The following is a 19,541-nucleotide window of genomic DNA, read 5'->3' on the forward strand; positions in this document are numbered from 1 at the left end:
ACGCATGAGACGGCTTTCTTAGTGTTTCCTATTTATAAATTTATTATTTAGCTACCACTCCGCCATCAACTGGCAACTCAACACCTGTAATGTAAGAAGCTTCATCAGAAGCCAAGAATAATACAGCTTCAGCTACTTCAGAAGCACGTCCAACGCGTGGCAATGCAGTCTGGGACATAAAGAAGCTATGCATTCTTTCGTCATTTACAAATTCAGCACTCATTGGGGTTTCGATAAAGCCTGGGTGAACAGAGTTCACGCGAATGTTATCTTTACCAAAGTCTACAGCTGCTGCTTTACTCAGCATACGAACGGCACCTTTAGAAGCTGTATAAGCGCCAGCACCGCTGCTGCCCGTCAAACCTGCGATGGAGGAAATATTGACGATGGAACCGCCTTTATTGTTCTGCATTTGAGGAACAACATGCTTCATGCCTAAGAATACGCTGCTCACGTTAATGTTCATTACTTTGTTCCATTGATCAACAGTGGATTCAAGCAATTGAACAGGGAAAGAGATCCCTGCGTTATTTACCAGGATATCGATTTTACCAAACTTGCTAACCACATCTTCTACAACCTTAATCCAATCTTCTTCAGAAGCTACATTATGTGCATAAGCTGCTGCTTGTCCACCATTGGCTTCGATTTCCTTCACAACCGCTTGTACGGCAGCTTCGTTAATATCTGTTGCTACAACTGTAGCGCCCTCTTTGGACATCAAAAGCGCTTCTTCACGACCCATACCGCTGCCTGCACCTGTAATGATTGCTACTTTATTAGTTAGACGATTCATAATTAAGTCTCCTCTATAATCGTATTGTGATATAATAATTCGAGTGATGATAGTCACACTATCACTGTGATATACATCATATCATTATTATGAAACAACTACAACTACTCCTTGCTTAATCCAATAAACGGTGGATATAATACTAATAATTAAAGAACCTAATCAAAAAATGGAAGGGTCTATCCCTCATGAATCCTAAAACAAGATACGAAAAAGAAAGATCCGATGGTAAGCAGCAAAGATTATTGGATATCCTCGAAGCCGCAGAACAGGTATTTTCGCAAAAAGGAATTGAAAAATCGACGATGCAGGATGTCGCGAGTGAAGCAAATATAGGGATTGCGACGTTGTTTCGATATTTTCCTAGAAAAGAAAAGCTCATCGTGGCTGTGGCCACCCGAATGCTGGAGCCTATGCTCGATTATTTTAAATATGTGGCCGACTTGCCACTTACCTGTCTTGAAAAGATTGAGAAATTATTTGATTTCTTTATACTGGATCAGAATCATCTAAGTATTATCTTTATGGTCAATTTCGAAAGCTACGCCTCACACTCGAGTGAGCCTGTGGAGGATGTGCTGAATTTCAATGCACTCAATCGTAAGATCTGGCATGAATACTCCAGAATCATTCAAAATGGAGTGGAAGACGGTTCTATTCGTGCCGGTCTCCCTGTGAAAGAGACCTTGATCACTCTTATGAATAGCTTTGCCCTCTTTTCCAGGAAACTAACGATGAAAAAGAATATTCTCCTGCTAGAATCGGACCTAGACTCCGACGATCAGCTTGAGCTTCTCAAACGAATTTTCCTGGATCATTTAAAAGCCTAAAAAGCGCCAGTTTCCTTATAAGGGGAACTTGGCGCTTTTTTGATCATAAATTCGATTGCTAGTGAAAAGGGCAGGTGGCCACAGGTGATCGCTGATAAAGGAAACGAGGGCTGTAATCATATTCTTTCAGCTTACTGTCATGCCAAATCGGTGTAGACGACGGAGACATAGGGGGGATCAGCCATGACCAGCGTCCCGAAACCTGACGTTCATGTCCCTGCTCCTGCTCTTGGAATCTCACAAATTGATCGGCTGCTGTATGGTGATCAACGATACTGACCCCAGCTTGCTTAAAGGAATGCAGTACTGCACGATTCAACTCAAGAAGCACCCGATCCTTCCAAAGCGTTGTGTTACTGGAGCGGTCAAGTCCCATCAGATCAGCTACAGCCGGCAAAGTGTTATATCGTCCAGTATCCCCTAAGTTACGTGAGCCTATTTCAGTCTCCATGTACCAGCCGTTAAAAGGAGCCGCGGGGTATAGAATTCCCCCAATCTCCAACTGCATGTCCGAAATGATCGGTACAGAATACCAGCGAAGCTGAAGCTCTGCAAAACGTTCAATTTCGGGATGCGTTAACGGTACCTCCTGAATGAGGTATTGAGGAATAGGAAATACATGGGGATGCCCATTACCTATGCTGATCACTAGCGGCAATACATCAAAATCGCCCCTTGTTCCCTGCCAGCCTAGTTGTTGGCACACTTTCGTAAATTCATCCGATGCCGGATCACCAGCGCGTTCATGTTCAGCATCACCAGGATATCCCGCGTAACGAATCAATTGATGGTTCCAAATCCGGATTCTCCGGTCAGGATCTACCCCGCTGCGGAAGACCGTGATAAGTGGACGAATGCGTCCTCCATTATTCGCCTTTTCCAGATGTCGCAGCAAAGCTTCAGCAATATCCTCCTCGGTCTCTGCCAGACGTTCATCCATCAGCTCAATGGATTGCCAGAAGAGGCGGCCAATGCAGCGGCTATTATTTCGCCAAGCCATTCTTGCCCCATGAGCCAACTCTTCCGTTGTATGTGTGTAACTCCCGGATTGATTAATTTCTTCTCGTACGGCTTGGATGCGATGATCCATCTCAGCTTCAGTCTTATCAAGTTCAGCGTAACATTGTCGAACGAAAGCCTCCGCCTGCCGGGTTAACTCTTCAATGTCCTTACCATTCATATCGTTTATCCCCCATCCAAGCTCTTGCCAGAACCTTCAATCCAGTATACCATCCTCAATCCTAAGCTACACCCTTAAAGAAACAGTGCATGAGAACAACCCGTGAAGCTTAGTCGCCTCACGGGTTGTAGCAGGAACATCTAGCGTTCTGAACGTTTCCCTTGCGTCTTCAATGCAGCAAGCCTGCTCTTATCCTCGGCCAGCAGTTCTTCAGCCAACTCCACACCTTGGGGGCCTAACCAGGCCTGAGCTTGCTCCACCGCCTGTTCGGTATGCGCCAAACGGTTCTCAGCCTGTGCCAAAGTCTGTTCTGTTGGATGACTAAGCGCCTGAGAGACAGAGAAATGAAGTTTGCCTAAAGCATTTTTGGCTTGAGTTACATTGTCGTTCGCTTGCAGACTGGAATCGGGTTGTTTCATAAATGAAATTCGCTCCCTTCTGAAATGCGCCTGTCTCTTCTAGCATGGTTTAGGATAAGTAACTTTATGCATACACCCTACTGGATGATGGATTGCATGAAAGTAGTCATTTCTTTGCTGGCCTTATTCAAGCGTTCAATTACCCCGCTGAATTCGGTGACAAGTTCTGCTTGTGCGTGTGAAGAAGCGGAGATCGCTTCAATTTCCAGCTCCATTTGTTTAATGGACTTTTGAACATCACTGAGTGATTTTTCAATATTATGGGTTGCTTCTTTGGTATTTACAGACAGTTTGCGTACTTCCTTAGCCACAACGCCAAAGCCCGCCCCCTGCTCTCCTACACGCGCAGCTTCGATGGCCGCATTTAGTCCTAGCAGATTCGTCTGCTCAGAAATTTCACGAATGAAGCTAGTAACCTTATTTACTTCTTGAGACTCCGTTACCGCTCTACGTGTATTATCTAATATTTGTTGAGAGGTGGCCGATAATTCTTCAGATTGGGCAGCTACGCTCTGAACCATATCCATTAGGTGATTGCTTATCCCATTAATCTCTTCTGTAAATACCTCAAGCTTATTCTCGTTCTCCAGTGTGTAAGCAATTGCGAACACGCCCACTACCTCGTTATCTGTTCCATATATAGGAACACATGTTGAAATCACAGGAGCTCCATATATTTCTGCTGGAATGCGGTTAAAGCTAACCTCACCTTTCAATCCATTTGAAATGGTTAAGTCTTCAGGTGGAATAGGACTTCCTTTAACCAATCCAAGATTAATGGCATTACTAGGAGTATAATACTGGAAGATTTCCCTGTCCGTAATACCGATCATAATATCTTGCGAGTGAAGCTTTTTGAAGTAAGGTGCTGCGAGGACTAAGGCATCGATAATACTCATCTGTTCATCTCCCATTAAGTAAATGTATATGTAAGTTTATCGACACAATGGGTGACATAATGAATATTGTCATATTAAAGTAACAATTCTACCGTAGGATGGATTCATGAATACTAAACCTATTAGCAGACGCCAATTTCTGAAGAAAAGTGCTCAAGTGTCGCTCGGGCTGCTTGGAACCGCTAGTGCGACCGGCATTTATTCTCACTGGGTCGAGCCCTACTGGCTTGAAGTTAAACATATAGATATAAAGCTTCCTCTACTCCCTCCAACATTCGATAGATTTCGTATCGTTCATTTCAGTGATTTACACTTAGGCGTGTATACGAAGTCCGAGGCCTTAACAGAGTTAGTACAGCAAATTCAACATGTAAGTCCAGATCTGATCTGCTTCACTGGGGATCTACTAGATCATTCAACCGAATATATTTCTGAGGCTGTAGACTTATGTTCACAGTTGCGGGCACCCTTTGGACAATATGCTGTATTAGGTAACCACGATGCTTTTGGTACTAGGAAAGCTGTAACGAAAGGGTTAGCGCAATCTGGCTTCCACGTGCTTCATAATGAACATATTGTCTTAAAAAAAGATGCGGAGGCGCTTTATCTAGCTGGAGTAGATGATCCGTGGGTCGGCAAAGCAGATATTCATCAGGCGCTACGCCATATCCCTGATAAGGCATGTACCCTACTCCTTGCTCACGAGCCTGATTTTGCTGATGAATATAGTGATCTTCCCATAGATCTGCAATTGTCCGGCCATAGTCACGGAGGACAGGTGCGTCTCCCCTTTGTAGGTGCCTTGTATACTCCGCCTCACGGCAGTAAATATTCAAGCGGACTATACCAGCTCCCAGATAGTCGACTCCAGATCTATACCACACGCGGGATTGGAGTGACTCGTATGCCTATACGTTTTAATTGCCGCCCCGAGCTTACCGTAATTACTTTAAAGTCCTTATGATTGTGTCAAAAATTAATAAATGGTTAAAAAGTATATACCTTTTGCACGTCTATGCAACAACACTGTAACCCTGTTTGTAATCAAATCTATTGGGGGGCTAGGTATAATTGTAGGAGTGATAGACAACATCAAAAATCATAATGAACTACATAAGCCCATCATTGGAGAGGAGAAATTAAATCATGAACAAAACTATGAAATGGACGTCTGCTGTATTAGCAACTGGAGTATTACTTGGAGGTACTGGACTCATCGGAGGGAATTCTGTTCAGGCTGCAACGACCACGAAAACGGTTAAACAAGCCGTTCAGCAGCCTTCTGTGGTGCTTAAATATAAAGGCCAAGTCTTAACGCAGCAAGGAAAAATCGTAGATGGAAATACCATGATCCCTTTAACCGTATTGCGTGATGCCTTCGGCCTTGCTATTCAATACAATTCAACCACAAAGACTTACAGTGTAGGTAGTGACTCGGCGAAGCTGAACATGGAGGTCTCTGACTATGGCGTCAGTACCGATTTAAACGGATATTACATTTATAGCATGACCGGAAATCATGAAGTGAAGATGATCAATGACCGCTTATATGTTCCTTTCAAGCTGTTAAATGATTATTTAGGTGTTCAAGGCGTATATAATCCAGCTCAGAAATCGCTTGAGCTTAGCAATAAGGTGATGAATGACATCAAGATCACCTCTGTTGCCTTAGACAAGAGCAATAAGAATGCTAGTATTAAAGTACAATATCCAAAAATCAGCGGTCTAACCGATGAAGTGCAAAACACGATTAATGCTACCTTCAAAAAAGAGGCTGAAGTATTCGTGTCAGAGGCTGAGAAAGAGTCTAGCCGTAGAGATGGTACGATAGAGAATAAATATGACTATTCTCAAAATTATGTTGTCACCTTTAACCGTGAAGGCATACTTAGTATTGTAGTCGATCAATATGGTTACAGCGGTGGAGCACACGGCGGTACCATGCGCGAGGGACATACCTTCTCGCTGAAGGATGGTAAGAAGATAGAGCTTAAAGACCTGCTAAAGGCAGAACCAAACTACAAACAAAAGCTAGATAAAATGTTGAAGGCAAGCACTAAGGATATTGCTTTTCCGGAGTCAACGGGTGGACTCACAGATAAACCAGCCTTCTACGTCAGTGAAAGTGGCTTAGCTATCTTCTATCAACAATATGAAATCGCACCTTATGCAGCTGGAATTCCTACCTACACCTTTAATTTCAGTTCAATATTGCCTAAAGGCACCGATCCATTTGCTTCTTTCAAATAAATACTAAAGCAAAACAAAAAGCGCTTCAGCCAATCGGCTGAAGCGCTTTTTGTTATATATTATTCTTCTAAACTGCCGGCAGGGCCAAAAAATTCAAAATGAATTCTGTCATCAGGTACCCGCCATTCCTTGAGCGCCTTATATATGACCTTCATAAAAGGGGTCGGCCCACAGAAATAGAATTCAGAGTTCACATCTGCTATTTCTTGAAGCCAAGAAAGATCAATATAACCAGATCTATTGTACTGTTCTTCTTCGTTTGGAGATTCATAACATACATAAGACCGAAGAGAAGAATGAGATTGCGCTAAATCTGCCACCCTATCTTTCATAGCATGCAAACTTCCATTGATGGCTGCATGAATATAGGTTACCTCGCGTTCTGGCTGTGCAGCAATTATTGTCTCCAGCATACTTACCATTGGGGTTAAGCCCACACCCCCACTGATTAGAACCACCGGAGTATCACTACGCTGATCCAGTACAAAATCGCCCGCTGGAGAACCCACTTCTAAAATAGAGCCCACTTGGACGAAATCATGCAGATAAGTAGATACGACGCCTGCGGGTCTGTCTAACCCTTCGCCTTCCCGTTTAACAGTGATACGGTAATACATCTGTCCCGGAGCACTGGACAAACTGTAGTGGCGAATATGGGAATATTCCTCGCCCGTAGGCTGAACACGAACCGTGATGTACTGACCCGGGGCATAAGAGGAGATCTCCCCTCCATCCTCAGGAGACAGGTAAAAAGAAGTAATAAGCTCACCTTCTCTAACCTTCCGAGTGACGACAAAGTTTCTGAATCCACTCCAGCCCCCCGGAGCTTCCGCAGCTTCACGATACTTTTCTGCTTCCACACCAATGAAAGCATCTGCGATCACACCATAGGCCTTGGCCCATGCATCTATGATTTCCGGTGTTGCCGCATCGCCAAGCACTTGCCCAATCGCAGCTAATAAGGTCTCACCCACAATCGGATAATGCTCAGGCAATACACCTAGCGCGCGATGCTTCTCAGCAATCTGTTTCACCACTGGTAAGATATTCTCTAGTTGATCAATATTCATAGCCGCTGCTAGAACTGCGTTAGCAAGCGCTGTCTGCTGTCTGCCTTGCCGCTGATTGGCATGATTAAATATATTTAATAGCTCTGGATGGTTTTCAAATAACATGCCATAGAACGTCATAGTAATGGTTGTTCCATGAACCTGTAATACAGGAACTGTTGATTTTATAATAGCAATCGTTTGTTGATCTAACATATGAATACCCTCTCTCCTGCAATTAGATAATGCCTCTATAACAAGCATATAGAAGCTGCAAATGAGCGAGTGTGCGCTGAATCACTTTAAAATTTAATAAAATGTGAACAAACAGAAAACGCAATGATATCTATCACATTCGAATACCCAACCAAAAAAAAGCCGCCCAAGCAGCTCAGGTAGCTACCGGACAGCACTTTAGCTCTTATTTTGCCAGTTCCACAAAGCCTTCCCCGAACACATCTCTTACATCGTGAATGGCGATAAAAGCCTCTTTATCAATCGATCTTACGATTTTCTTAAGCATGGTCACTTCCTGTTTGCTAATGACAATGTAAAGCAGCTCTTTGGGTTCTTTAGTATAATATCCCCGGCCATAAATGACTGTGACCCCTCTATCCATGATCCGATTCACTTGTTCAGCAATTTTGTCCTGCTCCTTGGATACAATCGTAATGGCCTTCTTAGGATTCACTCCCTCAATAATGAAGTCCATCACCTTAGTCGCTATATAGAGCATCACAATCGTAAACATCAGACTTTGAACACCAATGATGAAATACGAAGCAAATACCACAACTAAATCGACCAGAAGAAGAGCGTAGCTAACGTTCCAATCCAAAAATTTATGCAAGATTCTGGCGATAATGGTTGAACCTGCGGTCGTCCCACCCACGCGTATGATCATTCCGATACCCACACCAGACAAGATGCCTCCAAATATTGCATTGATGATCAACTCATCGCTGGCGATATGCCAATTCTTCGTAAGAATCAAGAATAACGAGTTAAAAAACACCGCAATAATCGTGTATACCGTCGTCGTTTTGTCCAAAAATTTATAACCCATAATCAATAATAAAGCATTAAGAATTAAGCTAACAATACCCGGTGACCATTGATACAAATAGTATGTAATCATAGTCAGTCCCGTTACCCCGCCTTCACCGAATTCGTTCGGAATCACAAACAAGTTAACGGCCAAGGAGAACAGCAATGCTCCTACAATGATGGAAACAATATCCGAAATACGTTTTTTCATACCATGCCCCTTCTATTTCCTGTCTATATCTACCATCCACAAATACTAACACCGCTTCGATATAGTTGTAAACAATCCAGAAGAAACCAGCATTCTATACATGGCGTAACCGACTACCCCACCGCAAGTATTTAAGATCAGATCATCTACGTCAAAGGTGCCGATATACAATACTAATTGTGTAACTTCAAAGCTCAGACTCAGCGCAAAAGAGAGCATGAAGACCTTTTGGAATAACCTTTCTTTTTGCGATAACAGCATAGGTACAATGACTCCAAAAGGAATAAACGCCAGAAGATTGCCCACTAAATTAAGTGATGAAAAAGGATCTGAAAGTGACAGATGTTCTATCCCCCGCGAGATCTCTTTAAAAGGTATATAGTTGCCCTGTCGATTAAAAATTCTGTCGGGATGCTCAAGCATACGCCCAGCCTGTTCCCAAAGTGATGGCAAGCTAAAAGGTGCGCCTTTAAATACAATAATTCGGATCAAGAAATACATATAGACAATAAATACGGCTGCCAGCAATAATTTCATAGTAGACTCGCTCTTAGGCTTCGTACTCATCAAAATGTAGTGACAATTACGCCGTCCATATTATCGCCCGACGTTTTATATTGCCCTTCCTTTGGAATCTTAATACTTGTATATCCTGATACTGGATAATAGTTCACCGTATATGTTTTGCCGTCTACAACCGTTGAAATTTCTCTATTCTCCTTCAAAAGATCTAAATATTGTTCCAGCACAATTCCCTTCTCATAAATGATCGCACTATGCGGTAAGCCGACATAACGGAAGTGCCAAGGTTCATATTTTATCCCCGTAATCTCCATTTTGTCTTTCGGATAGCGTAGAATAAAGCCGTATTTCCACGCATTCTTTTCCAACCATTTGCCTTCAGGTGCTTTGCTCATTTCCGATTGGGACGACCCGATGTCCAGCGATAATCCTAGATTATGTTCGCTATATTGTGCTGGCAGAGCATAGTCTGAACCTTTTTCCTTATACAATTCCTCTTGCTCCTCAAAGTCTCTGTACCCGCTGCTAATTAAAAAATGATTCACGCCATCCTTCTCAGCAGCCTTAATCATCTTAATAAATTTATGGGTTACACTTTCAGACAACCGAATCGAGGTATCTAGTAATCCGTAGCCCTGAACCAGTTCCTTCTGATCAGATAAGGTTACAATATCGGACTTCACACTGTCCTCATGTACCGGATATTGTTTGTTCACCAGCAATAAATCCCCTTGATATACCTGATCTTGCGTAACCACCTTTAAACTATCGCTATTTCTAATCGATCCTTTTTGAACCTTATCATTCTTATCAGCTAAATTACCCGTATCCGGTAAATAACGAGCTGCAGCGTAACCGAGAAATAACACAACAATCACCAAAAAGCCCCACTTTTTCATCCGTAATGTCCTCCCATTTCCTTAAAGCGTTTATGCTTGATAGGAATAGAATAACGAAGACACTTTAAAGAAAAGGCAGGACAATTATAAAGTTTTTCTTAAAATGTATAAGAGCTCAGTGGTCTTACCCAGTAAAGGTATATCCTACGCCCCAGATCGTCTTAATAAATTTGTTCTTATTGATGTCTTCACCGAGCTTTTTGCGTAAGGTACGGATATGCACCATGACCGTGTTGCCACTTTCATAATAAGCTTCTCCCCATACCTGCTGGAAGATACTTTCCGCACTAAACACCTGCTTAGGATGGCTTGCCAATAAATGCAGAATATCAAACTCTTTCGGAGTTAGGTCTATTATCTCGCCGTAAAGAGTGACGGTATGCTCATCTGGTGAAATCGTCAGCCCACCTACTTCAAGGACCGACTTAAGAATGGCTGCGGGCTGACTGAATTGTATAGAGCGCCGTAGTTGAGAATTAACGCGGGCTACTAGCTCCATGGGATTAAACGGTTTGGTCATATAATCATCTGCGCCTATGACAAGTCCCGTGATCTTATCGAGATCAGAAGTTTTCGCACTTAAAAAGATAATCGGCAGATGATGCTGCTCCCGGATGTGACGGGTTACCTCATAGCCATCCAGCCCTGGCATCATAATATCGAGAATCGCCAAATCTATCGTTTGGGAGTCAATAGCTTGCACCGCTGCCCGCCCATCGGATACTTTAATGATATGATACCCTTCTTTTTGCAAATGCAAAGCCACAAGATCCGCAATCTCCGCCTCATCATCCGCAATCAAAATCGTAATGCGCTTCATCTATATTTCACCCCTGTAGGTTTATACTATATGATCTACATCCATTATACCCCAAATTTAAAAACCACTCCTAGGATGGAGTGGTTTCGATGAAATCTATGAGGAATAAATAGAACTGTTTGCTTCATTGTGATCATTATAGCTTAATCGCTACCCAATCAAAACATTCTACGGGCCGTCACAAAACGCTTCTTCCACTTCTCACTCAGGGCTTCATAATGGACGCCTTGTTCCTTCGAATACGTATGCAATATCTGATTATTCCCCGCATACATGGCAACATGACCAATGTCGAGGCCACGTGCACTAAAGAATAACAAATCACCTTTACGCAGTTCGGTGATCCCAACTTCCTTCCCTTCTTTGGCTTGATTATAAGAGGCACGTGGCAGATCCACCGACAACACGTTCTCAAATAAATGCCCTACGAAAGAAGAACAGTCAAAGGTAGACGTCTGGTTTGTTGCTGCACCAAATTCATAAGGGGTTCCCAGATACTTCTCTCCGTATGCAAGCAGTTCGTTTCCCTGCTTCTCAGCGAGCGACTCACTAGTATAATCGCTATATTTCGGTTTAGCAGATATGTATCCCGTCTTGTTGTCTTGCGTCCGCACTTCTAACCAGAGAGCATCCACTTCTCTAACGATATGGACTTTATCACCTACGGACAACATTTGCTGGACACCTGATTGATCCGATGAATTCGGCGAACTGCGGAGGTTAACCCCGTAACGAATCGTTGTATCGTAATTCATCGCTGAGTAGATGCGGACGGTCCGAGTGTTGGCCTCCCACTTTACTGTGCTGCCTAGAGCCTCGCTGACAAAACGCAGCGGCATCATCGTATTTCCACCGACAACCTGACCCGGAACGGTTAAGCTTAAGACTTGTCCATTTTTGTTCGCAGTTAAATCTCCTATTTGATAAGTCAGCAGCAGCGTTCCCTTAGTGGCCTTAACTGTTTTGGTATCGTTGTTCCATGAAATCTTTGCTCCCTGTTCTTCAAACAGCTTGCGCATGGGAATAAGCGTTGTACCGTTTATGAGCAAGGGCTGAACCTCTAATTCAAGCTGCCGATCATCCAGAAAAACGCCCGTAACCTGATTCTGAGGCGTCACCGCCGCATGGGCTGGAATTGTATAAAGTATAGATGTAAGTAGTACAAGTAGTGTTGCTTTCTTATGAATCCTCATGATGTCATCACCTCGTTGATTGATATGTTCAATTATTATTACTAAAAAAAGGGTAATTAGTTCTGTTACAATTATTGGTGGAAGCCTACAAAAGCAACTGGAAGCGTTACTTACCTTTCATGCTTCGCTAGTTGCGACTAGCGCTTCTATATATATTAATTTATGATATTCTATTGATTGGATGAAGCGAAAGATCCAGGAAAGGCAGGCACCTGTCATGAGGCTTATGTTTTCACACGTGAATACAGCGGAAGAAACCGCTGAGGTTGCGCGATTGGCGGCAGAAATATGGCGCGAATATTATGTTTCCATTATTACAATCGAGCAGATTGATTACATGATTGACAAGTACCAATCGGTTCCAGCGATTACGGATCAGATCCAGCATCAGGGCTACGAATATTACTTGCTCCATAACGATGGCTCCGCGTCGGATATATTTCGGCCAGACAAGAAGAGGGAAAGCTCTTCTTGAGCAAGTTTTATATCGGCAAGGAGTACAGGGGACGCAGCTATGCCAGCCAAGCGTTGGCATTCCTTGAGAAGCTGCGCAAAGATCGAAACCTAAGCCATATTTGGCTGACGGTCAATCGTCATAACGAATCGAGTATAGCGGTATATGAGAAAAAAGGCTTCCGGACCGTACGAGAGCAAATTGCGGATATCGGACATGGATTCGTCATGGATGATTTTGTTATGGAAAAAGAAATCCCGGTCCCACATTAAGATTTAACATAGCCAATATTTTTAAAACAAGAGGACTGTGGTCACCTTTCGGTGCCACAGCCCTCTTGTTATTCCACTTCAAAAATAGAATCGATAATAATGGGAAGATTATCCCTTACAGAAACAGCGCCCAATACCGAACGAGCATGACTGCCCTTGTCTCCGAATACCTCCAGCATTAAATCCGAACAGCCATTGAGCACTTTATGATGTTCTTCGAATAAGGGATCTGCATTCACGAATCCTTGAATTTTGACCACTCTCTTCACTTTATCCAAGGAACCTAAAGCTGACTCAAGGACGGCAAGGATCTCTATACCAGTCTGACGTGCAAAATGATAACCTTCTTCGGTGGTGAAGTCTTGTCCCAGCTTGCCTTTGGGGTGCCCGGCAGGGCCTTTTCCCGATACAAAACATAATCCATTAACAATGACGTAGTTAGCATATTTTGCCGCCGGTTCACTGGCACTAGGTAGAACAATACCTAATTCCTCAAGCCTGTCCGCTATGATTCGATCCGCCACTTCAGTCCCCTCCTCCCATCAGTACAATAATTGGTAAGATCATACTGGTTAATCTAGAAAGGGTCAATCCTATTTTGCTTCGACCTCTGCTTCCCATCTCGATATCTCAGCTCGAACAATGGGTGCTACTTCAGTCCCCAATAGCTCAATGGCTCTCATTACATCCTTATGAGGCATCGTACCTAGCGGCACATGCAGCATAAAGCGTGTAATTCCTACGTGTTTGCGCAGGTGAATAATCTTCTCTGCAACGGTGTCTGGATCTCCTACATATAAGGCACCTTCAAATCTACGTGCCGCATCAAAGCTCGCCCGACTATAATGACCCCAGCCACGTTCACGACCAATCACATTCATGCTAGCCTGCGTAGAGGGGAAGAACATATCGGCCGCAAGCTGATTATCCTCTGCAATAAAGCCGTGCGAGTGTGAGGCAACCGGAAGCTTCGACACATCATGTCCTGCTTGGGCCGCCGCTTTCTTATAGAGCTTCACCAGTGGAGCAAACTGCAACGGACTTCCTCCGATAATCGCGAGCACAAGTGGTAGCCCGAGCAGGCCAGCACGAATTACAGATTCTGTATTGCCTCCACTGCCAATCCATACGGGCAATGGATTCTGAACAGGGCGCGGATAAATCCCCAGATTATTAATGGCTGGACGGTGATTTCCACTCCATGTTACTTTTTCGGATGCCGTTATTTTTAACAACAGGTCCAGCTTCTCATCGAATAACTCATCATAGTCATTTAAATCATATCCAAAGAGCGGGAAAGATTCGATAAAAGAACCCCGGCCTGCCATGATTTCTGCCCGTCCATTTGAGATTCCATCAAGTGTTGCAAAATCCTGAAATACACGTACTGGATCAGCAGAGGACAGCACAGTTACCGCACTGGTCAGCCGAATTCGTGTCGTCTGGGAGGCAGCCGCAGCCAGCAATACTGCTGGAGAAGATGCAGCATAATCCTTTCGATGATGCTCACCCACACCGAATATATCTAAGCCCACCTTATCTGCAAGAACAATCTCCTCTACTACCTCGCGCAATCGCTGTGCATGACTTATTAACTCCCCTGATTGAACATCCGGTGTTGTTTCTACGAACGTACTGATACCTATTTCCACTTACTATTCCCCCTTAACTATAGTTTTCTCTTCGAGTTGTTTGTTTGATTATAACACAAGTTACGTTCAAGCATAGCTAGGCATTAATGCCTAGCCTCAGCTTGTCCAAAAACTCATTCTTAAAATTTGCAGAACCTCGCTGACAAATAGAGGATTTTGATGAAATATGTTGAAATGATCTAAAACAAGTAGCTCTCGCGCATCTCATGCTTAATATAGGAGGGACATATGCTTCAAAGAAATAAACACAAAAATTCCATATCCAAACAATCCTTCAATCCTGTTCGGGGTTCCTTAAAAATCGCCGTAATATATTTTATTATAGGGTGCTTATGGATCCCTTTAACAGATAAAGCCGTTTCCGCTTTTACACGAGATCCGGAGTGGATAAGACTTAGTAATATAATTAAAGGCTGGTTCTTTGTCCTCATAACAGCTTTGCTTATCTTTGCGTTAATTCTAGGTACTCTGAAACGGATTAAAAGGATCGAAAAGAAACTGGATCTTGCCTATAGGGATAAGGTGAGTGCCCACGAAAATCTAGAGGCCGCCTATGAGGAAATCACAGCTACGGAAGAAGAACTCAGACAACAATATGATCAGCTCATTGAGAATCAAGAGAAGCTAGCCATGAATGAAGAAAGGATGCATTATCTGGCGTATCATGATCTATTAACCGGCTTGCCCAACAAATTAGCATTTTATGAGAATGGGCCTCACATTTTGGAAAGGAATAACATTGCAGCCTTAATGTTTATCGACATTGATTACTTCAAATATGTAAATGATACAATGGGCCATGAATTTGGTGACCGGCTAATTGTTAAGGTTAGTGAGAGATTGGTGTCCCTGGTTGGGAGTAGTGGGGAAGTGTATCGTTTCGCCGGGGATGAGTTCATCATACTTTTATATTCTATTGAGAACAGTCAGTGTATAACTAGCGTAGCCACCCACATTATTGCCGGTTTTAAAGATGCGATTGAGATGGATGACAGTCTGCTGCATGTTAGCCTAAGCATCGGAATCAGTGCTCACCCCGAACATGGAAGTAATATTATGGAACTCCTTAAATGCGCAGACATCGCTATGTATAAAGCCAAAGACGCTGGTAAGGGGCAAATTATTGTCTTTGATCAACTGCTCAACGATACCTTCACTGAGCGAATGAACATTGAGAAGCAGTTATATAATGCTTTAGAGAAAAATGAGCTGGAAGTATTCTATCAACCCCAGATTGATCTGACTCAGAACAGGGTGACGGGACTAGAGGCTCTTATGCGCTGGAATAACCCTATACTAGGCATGGTCCCTCCGGATAAGTTCATCAAAATAGCAGAAGATTCCCATCTCATTATTCCTCTTGGAGCGTGGGTGCTCAGAACGGCCTGCGCCTTTTTAAAAAGTCTTCATGAGCAAGGATTATCACATCTGACCATGTCTGTTAATATTTCAATGCTGCAGCTCCTGCAAAGCGATTTCAATGAGTTAGTGCTAGACACCTTGCAAGCCTACGAGCTAGACCCTGAATTCTTAGAGCTAGAAATCACAGAAAGTGTTCTGGTTGAATCTTACGAATATGTGAACAGCAAACTGACTGAACTCAGAGCTCACAACATCAAAATTGCCTTGGATGACTTTGGTACAGGTTATTCCTCCTTAAGCTATCTTACTCATATGCCGATCTCGACATTAAAAATAGACAAGTCCTTCATTGATTCCATTCGAACAGGGACACATCAAGCCGTTCTCGTCGAACAAATTATTATGATTGGTAAACGCATGAATATGTGTGTTATTGCAGAAGGTGTAGAGCGAACTGTACAACTCGATTACCTACAGGAGCAAGGCTGCGATAAAATTCAAGGTTACTTATTCAGTAAGCCACAGTCCGCACAGAGTGTACAAGAGCTGCTAACCGAGTGGGAGAAGGTTTCGAGCATAAATGAATAAAGATGAACCTATTTTTTTATATAAGAAGGTGTTACCAAATTGAATATCATGACATGGATTGACTTATCATTATTCTTCGTTCTTTTCGTTCTATTCATCTACATATTTGTTACTGTAACCATCACTAACTTACATAAGGTTTACTTGACTTTCCATTTCACGATGATGTTATGGCCCTTCTGTCAATTCGCTCTCAAAACTACAGCTGATCCCGATGTTCAATTGTTTTATGTGAAGCTCGCTTTTATTGACTCGATACTGTTAACGATTGGATGGCTTCTTTTTACGATATTTCTAACTGGAAAATCATACCTTCTCCGAAAAAAGAAAACGCTGCTCCTATACATTGTCGCAGCATTGATCTTAATAGGAGTGATCGTCAATCCAAAGCAAAGCTTTGTACTGCCTATGCATGGTGGATATGTTGAAAGATCTTATGGTCCGCTTTTTTGGCTGTTTATTCTCTTCTTGATCTGCACTATTATTATTTCTCTGTATATCATCTATTCAGCGCTTATATCGAACGCCACACAGCGGATCAAAAAACAGGTTACGCATGTACTTAAGGGTGTGCTAGTGCTGACTGTATTTGTATTACTGGATGTCTTTCTTAATGTAGTACTGTTTAAATCTCAGCCGGTGATTCCGGGGATGACCTCTCTGGGGATACTAATCTCTGCGATCTTTTTCGTCATTGCCATCCATCGTGATAAAATATTTGATCTCGTAACCATTGCCCATCAGGATATCATTGACACACTCACAGTAGGTATTCTTGTACTTGATGATAACGAGACTGTGGTAGAGATCAATCGATCGCTTTTGCCAAAAATCAACCTACAGATCGGTGACCGCTTCGACTTATCAACGCTAACACCCCTGGAGCAGACTGCCAGCGCTTTCCGATTGTTTCAACATACATATCTTAAACAGCCCATGGAGAGAACCGAAGTTGAAGTCTTCTACACCTCGCTCCAAGCATACATCAATATTACAGCGGCACCCATTGTCGTAGGCGAGATCATGGTTGGACGGATTCTCACCTTTCAGGATAGAAGTGAACTGCATCGCCTCATTGCTGAGACTAATCAGCAGAACGAGATCCTGCAAGAGCGTAATCTGGCATTAATTGAAATCCAGAATAAGCTTTCTCAGACCAACCAAAAACTTAAGCAGATGGCCATAACGGACAGCTTAACTGGTTGTTATAACCGTCATTACTTAACGCAGTACTTAGAAAGAGAGATTATAGAAAATATGATATTGAAGCAGCCTTTTGCCATCATTCTACTGGATATCGACTTTTTCAAAACGGTGAATGACAATTACGGCCACTTAGTCGGCGATGTTGTAATTTGCAGCACGGTGGAGGTCATTAAGCATTCACTAAGGGAGACGGATATTCTGGCACGCTATGGTGGGGAAGAGTTTATCGTCTATTTACCAAATACGAACCACACACAAGCAAACCTCTGGGCAGAGCATATCAAATTCATGATAGAGGCCAATAAAGTACATGTGGATGAAGTTGCTCATTCTGTATCCATCACTGTAAGCATGGGACTACTGTCTATTAATAATTTTGCAGAGCAGTATGCAGAAAGCCCGACCAATCAACTAAATGATTTATTCGAATCAGTGGACAAAGCTTTATATCAAGCCAAAAATGCAGGACGAAACCAAATTGTCGAGATCATAAGATGACACGCCTTTAAACATTACCTAAAAAAAGAAAGAATCAGCCCTGCTTCTATAGAAGGTAGGCTGATTCTTTCTTTTATATTTTTTTATATCTTTTTAACAAATTCGGATTTTAATTTCATAGCTCCAAACCCATCAATTTTGCAATCAATATCATGATCTCCGTCCACTAAACGGATGTTTTTGACTTTGGTGCCTATCTTCAGAACGGATGAGCTTCCTTTTACCTTAAGGTCTTTGATTACAGTTACTGAGTCGCCGTCGTTTAGTACGTTGCCGTTGGCATCTTTGATAACCTTTTGACTTTCACTATTCTCAGACTCTGATTCTAATGTCCACTCATGTGCACATTCCGGGCAGACTAGTAGACTTCCATCTTCATAAGTGTACTCAGAATTACATTTCGGGCAGTTCGGTAAATTAGACATTGTTTCATTTTCTCCAATCGTAGTTCAAATTCTAGCTGTCTTGCGGCTAATCTTTAAAAGTATATTTCATATGGAGTAATGATTCCACTATATCCAGATAGTAAGTTTGTTCCACGTTTCCTGATTTTCTCCTAGAAAACAAACTACCAAATATTATCTTGTATATGTTTTCACAATTGACTATGATAATACTGTAAAATTTTCATATAAATACATAGGAGAGTGAACAATGATTAGTCAAAGGAGTGTCGCATTTTCCATTATATTATCATTAATTACATGTGGAATATACGGAATATTTTGGTTTATCGTTCTAACGAATGACGTAGGCAAGTTAAGTGGGGACTACACATTTACTGGAGGAAAGCATTTTCTTCTGACATTGATTACTTGCGGGATATGGAGCCTGGTTTGGGCCTACCAGATCGGTAAACATGTTGCAGAAGCTCAAAGACAACGCGGCCAACTCGTGTCCGATAATTCAGCTCTTTATGTGATCCTCACAATCTTTAGTTTTGGTATTGTTACATACGCTTTGGTGCAATCAGATGTTAATAAAATGGTATAATTTTACGATTAAAAAGAGGACACAGCCCAAACTATTTTGGAGTGTGTCCTTAAGTCTCCTTGGCTTACTGTATTTCACTGTATGGCTGCCCTTAACCCATATGGGTATTCCTTGTCTGTTTCATGAATGGACCGGATTTTATTGTCCGGGATGTGGAATTACAAGAGCTATCTTATCCTTATTAAAGTTCGACTTCATTCAGTCGTTTAGATTTAACCCGTTACTATTTATTCTAGCACCTTTGTATATGTTGTACTTGATTACAGAAAAGAAGCGTATTCAACCACTTAGCTATTGTATTATGGCTGTAATGTTGATCCTGACCGTTACATTTGGAATACTGAGAAATTTTCCAATGTTTTATTACTTGGCTCCAACAGTAATTGGCTAGCATCAATCAG

21 protein-coding genes and 1 pseudogene are annotated in these 19,541 nt (G+C 42.4%); 9 read left to right on the top strand and 13 right to left on the bottom strand.

The annotated features are described in order from the left end of the window. Nucleotides 1-43 precede the first annotated feature (43 nt). Nucleotides 44-796, bottom strand: coding sequence for an SDR family NAD(P)-dependent oxidoreductase (locus CA600_RS00530; protein ID WP_094868403.1), 753 nt, complete (start codon nt 794-796; stop codon nt 44-46). Nucleotides 797-984: 188 nt separating this feature from the next. On the opposite strand from CA600_RS00530, the gene CA600_RS00535 reads away from it, so the two are divergent. Then, nucleotides 985-1,626: a TetR/AcrR family transcriptional regulator gene (locus tag CA600_RS00535; protein ID WP_094868404.1), complete on the top strand. Its 642-nt coding sequence runs from the start codon at nt 985-987 to the stop codon at nt 1,624-1,626. Between the two features lie 58 nt (nt 1,627-1,684). Here CA600_RS00535 and CA600_RS00540 read toward each other — a convergent pair whose 3' ends face one another. The 3 genes from CA600_RS00540 to CA600_RS00550 form a co-directional block, all read right to left on the bottom strand. Further along, on the bottom strand, nt 1,685-2,806 hold the full coding sequence (locus CA600_RS00540) for a nitric oxide synthase oxygenase (RefSeq protein ID WP_094868405.1): 1,122 nt from the start codon (nt 2,804-2,806) through the stop codon (nt 1,685-1,687). A gap of 140 nt (nt 2,807-2,946) precedes the next feature. Next, nucleotides 2,947-3,225 (bottom strand): hypothetical protein, encoded by a 279-nt coding sequence (locus tag CA600_RS00545; RefSeq protein ID WP_094868406.1) that lies wholly within the window; start codon nt 3,223-3,225, stop codon nt 2,947-2,949. Nucleotides 3,226-3,302: 77 nt separating this feature from the next. After that, a complete protein-coding gene (locus CA600_RS00550) occupies nt 3,303-4,139 on the bottom strand; it encodes a methyl-accepting chemotaxis protein (RefSeq protein WP_441339138.1) in 837 nt (278 codons plus the stop codon). A gap of 91 nt (nt 4,140-4,230) precedes the next feature. Between CA600_RS00550 and CA600_RS00555 the strand changes: the two genes are divergently transcribed. After that, nucleotides 4,231-5,088: a metallophosphoesterase gene (locus CA600_RS00555; RefSeq protein ID WP_094868408.1), complete on the top strand. Its 858-nt coding sequence runs from the start codon at nt 4,231-4,233 to the stop codon at nt 5,086-5,088. Between the two features lie 182 nt (nt 5,089-5,270). After that, complete coding sequence (locus CA600_RS00560) at nt 5,271-6,374, top strand: PdaC/SigV domain-containing protein (protein WP_094868409.1); 1,104 nt, start codon at nt 5,271-5,273, stop codon at nt 6,372-6,374. Nucleotides 6,375-6,433: 59 nt separating this feature from the next. Here the strand turns inward: CA600_RS00560 and hmpA are convergent, their stop codons facing one another. From hmpA to CA600_RS00590, 6 genes and pseudogenes are all read right to left on the bottom strand, one after another. Then, a complete protein-coding gene (gene hmpA, locus CA600_RS00565) occupies nt 6,434-7,639 on the bottom strand; it encodes an NO-inducible flavohemoprotein (protein ID WP_094868410.1) in 1,206 nt (401 codons plus the stop codon). Nucleotides 7,640-7,844: 205 nt separating this feature from the next. Beyond that, nucleotides 7,845-8,681 carry a YitT family protein gene (locus CA600_RS00570; RefSeq protein WP_094868411.1) on the bottom strand — a complete coding sequence of 279 codons (837 nt, stop codon included), beginning with the start codon at nt 8,679-8,681 and terminating at the stop codon, nt 7,845-7,847. 45 nt (nt 8,682-8,726) lie between these two features. Next, complete coding sequence (locus CA600_RS00575) at nt 8,727-9,218, bottom strand: VanZ family protein (RefSeq protein WP_179281470.1); 492 nt, start codon at nt 9,216-9,218, stop codon at nt 8,727-8,729. Nucleotides 9,219-9,444: 226 nt separating this feature from the next. After that, nucleotides 9,445-10,102, bottom strand: a pseudogene (locus CA600_RS00580) (M15 family metallopeptidase); the annotation flags it as partial. Nucleotides 10,103-10,226: 124 nt separating this feature from the next. Continuing rightward, nucleotides 10,227-10,922, bottom strand: coding sequence for a response regulator transcription factor (locus CA600_RS00585; protein ID WP_094868414.1), 696 nt, complete (start codon nt 10,920-10,922; stop codon nt 10,227-10,229). A gap of 158 nt (nt 10,923-11,080) precedes the next feature. Next, a complete protein-coding gene (locus CA600_RS00590) occupies nt 11,081-12,115 on the bottom strand; it encodes a C40 family peptidase (protein WP_094868415.1) in 1,035 nt (344 codons plus the stop codon). Between the two features lie 217 nt (nt 12,116-12,332). On the opposite strand from CA600_RS00590, the gene CA600_RS31635 reads away from it, so the two are divergent. Both CA600_RS31635 and CA600_RS31640 read left to right on the top strand, forming a co-directional pair. Further along, nucleotides 12,333-12,590 (top strand): hypothetical protein, encoded by a 258-nt coding sequence (locus tag CA600_RS31635; protein WP_256989666.1) that lies wholly within the window; start codon nt 12,333-12,335, stop codon nt 12,588-12,590. Beyond that, nucleotides 12,587-12,841 (top strand): GNAT family N-acetyltransferase, encoded by a 255-nt coding sequence (locus CA600_RS31640; RefSeq protein ID WP_256989667.1) that lies wholly within the window; start codon nt 12,587-12,589, stop codon nt 12,839-12,841. The genes CA600_RS31635 and CA600_RS31640 overlap by 4 nt, the downstream gene beginning before the upstream one ends. Before the next feature lie 68 nt (nt 12,842-12,909). Here CA600_RS31640 and CA600_RS00600 read toward each other — a convergent pair whose 3' ends face one another. Together CA600_RS00600 and CA600_RS00605 are read right to left on the bottom strand one after the other, a co-directional pair. Beyond that, nucleotides 12,910-13,365, bottom strand: coding sequence for a RidA family protein (locus CA600_RS00600; protein ID WP_256989668.1), 456 nt, complete (start codon nt 13,363-13,365; stop codon nt 12,910-12,912). A 69-nt stretch (nt 13,366-13,434) separates the two neighbouring features. After that, the gene (locus tag CA600_RS00605; protein ID WP_042192850.1) at nt 13,435-14,493 is read right to left on the bottom strand and encodes an LLM class flavin-dependent oxidoreductase; all 1,059 of its coding nucleotides are present in this window, start codon (nt 14,491-14,493) and stop codon (nt 13,435-13,437) included. 228 nt (nt 14,494-14,721) lie between these two features. Here CA600_RS00605 and CA600_RS00610 point away from each other — a divergent pair, with 228 nt between their 5' ends. Together CA600_RS00610 and CA600_RS00615 are read left to right on the top strand one after the other, a co-directional pair. Continuing rightward, nucleotides 14,722-16,443, top strand: coding sequence for a putative bifunctional diguanylate cyclase/phosphodiesterase (locus CA600_RS00610; RefSeq protein WP_094868416.1), 1,722 nt, complete (start codon nt 14,722-14,724; stop codon nt 16,441-16,443). A gap of 48 nt (nt 16,444-16,491) precedes the next feature. Then, complete coding sequence (locus CA600_RS00615) at nt 16,492-18,147, top strand: histidine kinase N-terminal 7TM domain-containing diguanylate cyclase (protein WP_094868496.1); 1,656 nt, start codon at nt 16,492-16,494, stop codon at nt 18,145-18,147. A gap of 83 nt (nt 18,148-18,230) precedes the next feature. Here the strand turns inward: CA600_RS00615 and CA600_RS00620 are convergent, their stop codons facing one another. Then, entirely contained in the window at nt 18,231-18,572 is a 342-nt protein-coding gene (locus CA600_RS00620; RefSeq protein WP_094868417.1) for a zinc ribbon domain-containing protein YjdM, read from the bottom strand. A 229-nt stretch (nt 18,573-18,801) separates the two neighbouring features. Here CA600_RS00620 and CA600_RS00625 point away from each other — a divergent pair, with 229 nt between their 5' ends. Both CA600_RS00625 and CA600_RS00630 read left to right on the top strand, forming a co-directional pair. Beyond that, a complete protein-coding gene (locus CA600_RS00625; RefSeq protein WP_094868418.1) occupies nt 18,802-19,140 on the top strand; it encodes a DUF4234 domain-containing protein in 339 nt (112 codons plus the stop codon). 100 nt (nt 19,141-19,240) lie between these two features. After that, nucleotides 19,241-19,531 carry a DUF2752 domain-containing protein gene (locus CA600_RS00630; protein WP_256989672.1) on the top strand — a complete coding sequence of 97 codons (291 nt, stop codon included), beginning with the start codon at nt 19,241-19,243 and terminating at the stop codon, nt 19,529-19,531. Nucleotides 19,532-19,541 lie beyond the last annotated feature (10 nt).

Source organism: Paenibacillus sp. VTT E-133280, assembly GCF_002264385.1.
Taxonomy (GTDB): domain Bacteria; phylum Bacillota; class Bacilli; order Paenibacillales; family Paenibacillaceae; genus Paenibacillus_AQ; species Paenibacillus_AQ nitricinens.